The following is a 7,335-nucleotide window of genomic DNA, read 5'->3' on the forward strand; positions in this document are numbered from 1 at the left end:
GCAGAAATTTTAAGTTGGAGTCAGGTTAGCCTTTTCAGTTTTATTGTGTGAAATAAATGGCCTGAATTTGATTTTCGCTTAACTTGTAGAAATATGAAATTTTATTCTGACGGACCAAATATTCCTGACATTCTTCTAGACCAATGTGATGCTGGTCGAGTTGTATTTTTATGTGGTGCGGGAGTATCTCTGCCATCTGGTATGCCTGATTTTATAGGCTTAACTCAATATGTAATTGATTTTTTTGATCCGCCAGAGAGTACGAAAATTAAGTCTAGCTTTCAGCCTTGGGTAGATGACCCAGCTAGCGCGAATATGCCTCTGGATCAAATCTTCAATTTACTTCATCAGGAGTACGGTAAAGACGAAGTCAACGCATTAGTTTCGGAGCGATTAAGTAAATCCTTGAAAACCACCAGCGCTGGACGAGAGCACGACCTTATTAAGCGCATATCTTCGAGTAAAAGTGGCCGCCCCCAAGTCGTTACAACAAACTTTGATCGACTCTTCGAAATTGGACTAAGTGCCGATGAGTTGAGCATTCACATTCCGCCTAGGTTTCCCGACATTACACTGGGTATAGCGATTGAAGGCATTACCTATTTACACGGCAGGCTAGTGGATGCTAATGCAGAACATCACCCTTACGTTCTAAGCAGCGCGGACTTTGGACGAGCTTATTTGGCTGAGGGTTGGGCTACCAATTTTGTCCGAAATCTCTTAAAAAGTTATACGGTTGTCCTTGTCGGCTATAAAGCCGAAGATCCCCCGATCAAATACCTATTGCAGGGGCTTAATCACGATGGCCAATATGACTCATCTCGCCTTTACGCTTTCGATCGAGGATTGAAGGAAGACATTGAGGCTAAGTGGCGTGATCGGGGGGTGACGGCCATAGCTTACTCTGATCATACTGATCTATGGAAAACGATGGAGGCTTGGGCTAACCGTGCTGACGATCCACGATTGTGGAGGGAAGGTGTAATCGCAACTGCGCAGCGTGATCCCAAAAGTATGGCTCCTTATCAACGTGGTCAAGTTGCTCATGCCGTTAGGAATTCTCATGGATCGAAGTTATTTCTTGATGCAGATCCAACTCCTCATCCGGAGTGGGTCTGTGTGTTCGATACGGAGATACGGACAGCTCAGCCATTTCGAGGCTTAGGGAATGATGACGAACAAGTCGATCCGAAGGAAATATATGGGTTAGATGGTGACGAGGAATGTGATTCGCAAGACAACTTGTTTAGATTACGAGTAGACGATGAGATTCCTAATGAATCTATTAGCGTTTCTGGAGGTCTTTTCGGTGCCTCAGAATCCCTCCCTGCAAGGCTTAAGCACCTCAATAGCTGGATAGTTAAATCTGTCCATAGCCCCGTGACAGCTTGGTGGATTGCTCAGAAAAGTGGATTGCACCCCGAGTTGCTTAGGATGCTCGAATCGAAGGTTCTCAACGATGCGGGGCTACACCCGAGAGCCTGTCATATTTGGAACTTAATTCTTGAGCATCATCAGGAGAGATATTTAGTTGGAAGAGATGACGGGTGGTTCAATCTTCGTAAGAAGATAGTTAATGAAGGCTGGTCTGGCAGTGTTCTCCGGTACATTTCAAAAGCATTTAAGCCAAGATTAGCAGTTTCATCATTGTATAATGGCTTCTCTCCCCCACCCACAATGAGCTGGGATAAAGTTAGTTTGAGAGATATTGGCCAATTTGAGGTCAAGTTTCCAGTATTGCATGATGACAAACTTGAAGTTCCTGACGAGCTATTACCTCAGGTGTGCAACATTCTGTGCCGCGAGATCGCTGTAGCATCAAACTTACTGACGGATGTAAATAAATCCTACTTTAATATTCCTACGCTCTACCCAGGTCGTGAGAGTACCGGAACGCGATATTTTGATGAGGGTGCGGATTTCATAATCTTCTTCGTTCAGCTTTTCGAAAGGTTATGTGATCTTCACCCACAGATTGCAAATGCACATGCTAGCCTTTGGTTAGAGTCTGACAAATATTTTTTCCGTAAGCTTAAGTTATACGCATTGTCGAAAACTCAAGTATTTTCTTCTGACAGTGTAGCGAAAAATTTGCTCTCTTTCAGCCAGGAAGCTTTCTGGGATCGCAAGGTTGCTCGTGAGCTGCTGTTTTTAATTGAGGATAGGTGGGACAAATTCAAATACAAGCATAAAATCGAATTAACAGAACGTCTTCTCGCCGGCCCTGATCAGCCGGATCATATATCGAAAGGTGAATATACAAAATGGAGAGATTGTTATGCTGGGCAATATACAAAATACCTTGAGCTAAAAGGTTGTCACCTGTTAAAAAAACATAAAGCACGGCTTAATGCGATCATAAAAAATATACCGAATTGGACTGATGAGGCTGCTAACTGTATAGTCTTTGAGCATGGAGCGCGGGCTGGCTGGATCAGTCGAAATGAGGAACCCGGTAATTTATTAAATACTCCCCTTTGTAAAATAATTCCTACCGCTGAAGCCGATTCAGGGAGTGACTTCTATAGTTTTTCCGAGAAACGTCCTTTTACGGGCCTTGTAAAAGCCAAGCCTCAAAGGGCGTTATCTGCTCTGACACTTGCTGGTAAAAGTGGAAATTACCCATATGGGTTCTGGACGTCTTTTATACAGAACCTGCCAGATAATTGTCCTATCCGCCTTCAGCGAGTATTTCTGCACAGGCTTTCTCGGTTGCCCTTCAGCGTCGTCATTGAGTTGAGGGATGACCTGAGCCGATGGCTCGACAATAACTTCATATCAGTATTGGAACTAGACGAAGGTCTTGGCTGGTCGGTTTACGATCACATCGTTGATGGTATTTTGAGTGGAGGTGCAGAGGCAACAACAAGCGGGATTGGTGCGAGTAATATCGGTGATGAAGTTGTCGAGCGCTCAAGGCGAACGCATGACCATGCGCTCTACGGTTGCTTGGGGTTTTGTACAGAAGCTCTCTATAAAGTAGCAGATAACGATACCACCAAAGAGGGTTCTTTGATCCCAGAGCATATAAAGGTTCGTTTAGAGCGGCTTCTTTCTGCTCCCGGTGAAGGCAGCGACCATGCTGTAACTATTACAATGATTAAGCTCAATAGGCTTATGTATATAGATCCTAGCTGGACAGAGACGCGCATTCTTCCGATGCTAGCATTTGATAATCCAATGTCGGAGCCTGCTTGGAACGGGCTTCTACATAGCGGACGAGTACCTTGGACACCCTTGGCTCGCTTGATAAAACCTTTTCTAGTTAATATTTTTCCATGGATCAATCAATTTTCCTGGGCGGGGGAGCTGTCGATTATAGCCGCTCAGTGGATCGGTCACTTACACATTTTTTGCCGTGATAAGACTCATGGGATTAGCAATCAAGAGATGCGCTCAGCACTTCGCTCTATGTCTGATAATTGTCGTAATCAGTTTATCTATTGGCTTGGCGACGTTGGTCAAACAAAGATAAACGGATGGAACCAACTTGTCATTCCGTTTCTCAAACATGTTTGGCCCAGAGAGCGAAAACTACGAACCTCCACCTCGGTCAGAGCATGGATTGGACTGCTTGATGATACTGATGAACAATTTCCAGAGGTTTACATCGCAATAAAGCCATTTCTTGCACCTGTTGAGAGCGCACACCAATTTTTTTATCGGTTTACTCGGGAAATTTCTGGACAGCGATCTCTTAATATACGGTTTCCAGAGACCACCTTGGATTTAGTTGATACCGTTACGCCGCATGTACTCCATCGACCGTTATACGAGCTTTCAAGCGTGCTTAGTTCAATTGCTGAAGCAAATCCGAGATTAGCTGCGGATTTTCGCTATCTTAGACTTATCGATCTTGTGGAAAGAAGTTAATTTATACATTTAACCTTCGCGAGTCCGAATTTCGGTGAGAGTTTACTTAATTCAAAAACATTAGGATAAAGTCTTGAATTGTGGATTTCAGAGCTGGCCTGAATCTTCTCCGCGTTCGGGAAGTTAACGTTATTGCTTATAATTACTTTCTGATAAAGGCTTACCGGAAAAGTAATCCTGCATCCACTCAAACAGTAAATCAACATTCACCTCACCCAGCCGCTTACGCTGAAACTGATCACTGGCTTCATCATCCAAATTGGCAAATTGATAGAGCAGCATGCCCTGTTCTGCGTCATGCAGTATCAACATAATGCGCTTGCGTGTTCGCAAGCAATCAACTTTCATAACATCGGCTGGAATACCGGTATCGCGCAAACCACGCCGCACCGCTACCACCGGGTTAATGTCTTGATGGGTCTGCTGAATTTTAGTATGAGCTTCGGTGATTTGGTCGGACAAGGTTTTTAACGGATCTTCAGACATTGATATTCCCTGAGTAGTGGAGCTTTGTAGGTTAACAGAATTGGCGTTACGTCTTAGGTTAGATATCTGCTTTTATATCTGGCGACTCAGACTATATACCTCCTTTCACCAATGAATATGTGCTACAGTGTGTACACTGTACACTTATGGGGGGCTCCCATGTCTACCACTATGACTATCCGTCTAGAGCCAGAGTTAAAGCAACGTCTTGACCAGCTTGCCGAGGCAACTCACCGTTCTAAATCCTTCCTTGCCACTGAAGCTTTGCGCGACTTCATTGAGCTGAACGAGTGGCAAATTCAAGAGATCAAAGAGGCTTTCAAAGAGGCCGATAATGGCGAGTTTGCCAGTGATCAGGACGTTAAAAGGACATTTGCCAAGTGGGATGTGAATGCAGGTTAAGTGGCTTCGCAAAGCGCTCCAGAACCTCGATGACGAAGCCGGATACATTGCCAAAGATGACTCGGCAGCAGCTAGGCTCGTCGTACAGAGAGTTTTTGATGCCGTTAATTTGTTGCCAGACAACCCTGCCATGGGCAGTCCAGGGCGCATCTACGGCACGCGCGAGTTGGTCGTCCCTGGTACGCGTTACATCATCCCCTACCGGGTCAGACCGAGATTAAATCGCATCGAGGTTCTGCGTGTTTTCCATACCTCTAGGCGCCGGCCTAAACACTGGTAATTTCGGGTAAAGCTCCTCGAACGACAGGAGTTTTCTACGTAGCACCGCTCTCCACTCTCATCATATCCAGCTGAACGTAGGTCTATTTAAATGGTTGGGAACATCCGGGGCAAGTCTTGAATTGTGAACTTAAGGTTTTCTCCAAACTCTCTCGGCAACACATAAGGCGACCCATTTACACCTACTTTTTATTCGCCAAGGGTTTTCCGGAAAAATAATCCTTCATCCACTCAACTAAAAAAGATAGGGGGCAGGTTGAACCTGGCCACATTCCCCATACTTTTTATTTTATATCGCCCAGGGGTAGAATAGTTGTGGAGATTTTTTAGCCAATGGTAAGTTGTGTCTATATCCATATTGTAAAACGCATAATGACCACTCATTAATCCTTTGACCCAAAGCCCTGGACCATGCGTATGAAGCCAAAGTCTATCCTTCTCTGGATAGTACTGAACTCTCGATGCATTGCAATGAGGAGAAAAGTACCTTTGGGGGGGATTAAAGCTGTATCTCAAACCATATAATGTATCCTCCTCACCATCCATTGCGCATAAAGTAAATGATCGGAATTTTTCTAACGCATCTCGATTAACGTAATTTGGATCTAAAGAGCAGCCCGTACCTATTATAGAAATTATTGCTACACCCAGAGCCTGAAAAAAAGCACCGTATTGTCTACTCATCGGCACTTTCCCCATGATTCTCCGCGGCCTCGTCTACTCTTTCTGGAAGAGTTATCTGCCGTTTTTCACTATCTTGATCTCTTTGACCGCCACCTTCGGGGGCAACATGCAATGTCAGATCAATTGGAGGTCCGTCTAGATTATCTTTCGGCCCAATATTATGCTCTGGGTACTGATATAGCTGCTGAACCCTAGGTAACTGCTCCAAGTCGGGATTCGAATTGCGTATTCGGCCAGTATCTGAAGATTCATTTATATTAACTGACGTTTGCCTCCACTGGTACTGATTAGAATAATCACCTGACGCAGGCCTAGGTGGATAAAAAATCTCAGGGCGTATATACCCTCCACCATCTGTGCCCGGCGTACGGAAACCATCCCGAAAAGTCTGCACAGCTGAGGGCATAAGTTCAGGTTCTTTAGTACATGCTGCTGTTTGACAAATATAGTTGCTATGAGCACTATCATCGGTAAAAAGTTTTGGCAAAGAAATAATACTGCCGCCCAGTGATCCGCCCTCCCCCTGATTATAATTCCCCCCTAAAAATCCTGGTAAATCTGAGACCGAATCGACTAAAGGAAATCCAAACAGCGAGGTTTCACCTTCCGGTCTGTTTGTTTGGAACATTAAATTAGGTTACAAGTCCCTACGATCACCTTCTACACAATCCGAAAAACCGTCGCGGTTATTAGTTCAATTAATTTATCACTCCCTTTCTGAATAAACTCGTTCCGAATTAGATCATCAAGCGTGGATATTCAGTCAGGTATTTAAAAGGTTCCATCCGGGTTTAGGGTAATAGGCCGCCAGGCCTTTCCCTCGCTTTTTAATCTCGCCTTGTACTCCTCCAAGGTCTCGCCAGTCGACATTCTCTGAGGAACATCAAAAATAGTCTTGTCCTCAACGTCGTCGTAATTCTGGCTTACTTTATTACCTATTATTCGAATACTGTCTCGTATCCCTTTTAAATCTTCGGGGAAAATCAAGTCTAGGTCGTAGTCTTTAGAACCCACAACGGCCTGTTGCTTTCTTTTGTGATACTCGGAGTTTTCTAAATCTTCATTCACCGCGAAAGATCTACGCATAAACAAATCCTTAAGTTGACCATCTACCACGAGATAACAAGTAATCATTACCCCATCTAGATAGACTCCGAGTGCAACCTTTCTGGGTTGGAAATTGCCGATTGCCATGCATTTCGTATCGTTAAATTCAAAGTAGGTTCCAGGCACTCTTTTCACTTGCTTGCCATCGACAAACTTCGATGAGTATCTAGTAAAGTAAGCTTCCATATTACCATCAATAAGAAACTGCTTAAGGGACTGCCTGTGCTCTAGCGCTATTCGATCTGAAGTTCCTTCAACCATGCCAAGCGTCATAGAGGTTACGAACCCTTCAGAACTGTATTTATCGATGGTTATTGCCTGGTCTATATGCTCGATATCCTTTACGTAGGTTAACCACCTTCCATTCTCTGGTATTTTAAAAGACATCGCGGGGTGTCCCAGAGGTTGTTCGATAATGTACCGTTTACCCGGTTCCAGGTAATCTGGACCGGGGGTGGAGCAAGCGGTTAAAAAGACAGCTAACAACAAAACCTTATAGCTCAA

The 7,335-nt window shown here is 44.4% G+C and carries 6 protein-coding genes; 3 read left to right on the plus strand and 3 right to left on the minus strand.

Annotation, left to right across the window (positions count from 1 at the left end; genetic code table 11):
* Positions 1–93: 93 nt before the first annotated feature.
* Complete coding sequence (locus tag D568_RS0117735) at positions 94–3,873, plus strand: SIR2 family protein (RefSeq protein ID WP_026287139.1); 3,780 nt, start codon at positions 94–96, stop codon at positions 3,871–3,873.
* 129 nt (positions 3,874–4,002) lie between these two features.
* On the opposite strand, the gene D568_RS0117740 is transcribed toward D568_RS0117735, so the two are convergent.
* Positions 4,003–4,359, minus strand: a complete 357-nt coding sequence (locus tag D568_RS0117740) for a hypothetical protein (RefSeq protein ID WP_020210955.1) — start codon at positions 4,357–4,359, stop codon at positions 4,003–4,005.
* 159 nt (positions 4,360–4,518) lie between these two features.
* Between D568_RS0117740 and D568_RS0117745 the strand changes: the two genes are divergently transcribed.
* Positions 4,519–4,761, plus strand: a complete 243-nt coding sequence (locus tag D568_RS0117745; RefSeq protein WP_020210956.1) for a CopG family ribbon-helix-helix protein — start codon at positions 4,519–4,521, stop codon at positions 4,759–4,761.
* The gene (locus D568_RS0117750) at positions 4,751–5,041 is read left to right on the plus strand and encodes a type II toxin-antitoxin system RelE/ParE family toxin (protein ID WP_020210957.1); all 291 of its coding nucleotides are present in this window, start codon (positions 4,751–4,753) and stop codon (positions 5,039–5,041) included. Before D568_RS0117745 ends, D568_RS0117750 begins: the two co-directional genes overlap by 11 nt.
* A gap of 675 nt (positions 5,042–5,716) precedes the next feature.
* On the opposite strand, the gene D568_RS0117760 is transcribed toward D568_RS0117750, so the two are convergent.
* Positions 5,717–6,352: a hypothetical protein gene (locus D568_RS0117760; protein WP_020210959.1), complete on the minus strand. Its 636-nt coding sequence runs from the start codon at positions 6,350–6,352 to the stop codon at positions 5,717–5,719.
* Between the two features lie 143 nt (positions 6,353–6,495).
* Positions 6,496–7,335 carry a hypothetical protein gene (locus D568_RS0117765; RefSeq protein ID WP_020210960.1) on the minus strand — a complete coding sequence of 280 codons (840 nt, stop codon included), beginning with the start codon at positions 7,333–7,335 and terminating at the stop codon, positions 6,496–6,498.

It is taken from the genome of Gilvimarinus chinensis DSM 19667 (assembly GCF_000377745.1).
Classification (GTDB): domain Bacteria; phylum Pseudomonadota; class Gammaproteobacteria; order Pseudomonadales; family Cellvibrionaceae; genus Gilvimarinus; species Gilvimarinus chinensis.

What these genes read in the sequence shown, in the direction of transcription:
- D568_RS0117735 (WP_026287139.1), top strand. Translation starts at nt 94, where the DNA reads ATGAAATTTTATTCTGACGGACCAAATATTCCTGACATTCTTCTAGAC.
- D568_RS0117760 (WP_020210959.1), bottom strand. Translation starts at nt 6,352, where the DNA reads ATGTTCCAAACAAACAGACCGGAAGGTGAAACCTCGCTGTTTGGATTT.
- D568_RS0117740 (WP_020210955.1), bottom strand. Translation starts at nt 4,359, where the DNA reads ATGTCTGAAGATCCGTTAAAAACCTTGTCCGACCAAATCACCGAAGCT.
- D568_RS0117750 (WP_020210957.1), top strand. Translation starts at nt 4,751, where the DNA reads ATGCAGGTTAAGTGGCTTCGCAAAGCGCTCCAGAACCTCGATGACGAA.
- D568_RS0117745 (WP_020210956.1), top strand. Translation starts at nt 4,519, where the DNA reads ATGTCTACCACTATGACTATCCGTCTAGAGCCAGAGTTAAAGCAACGT.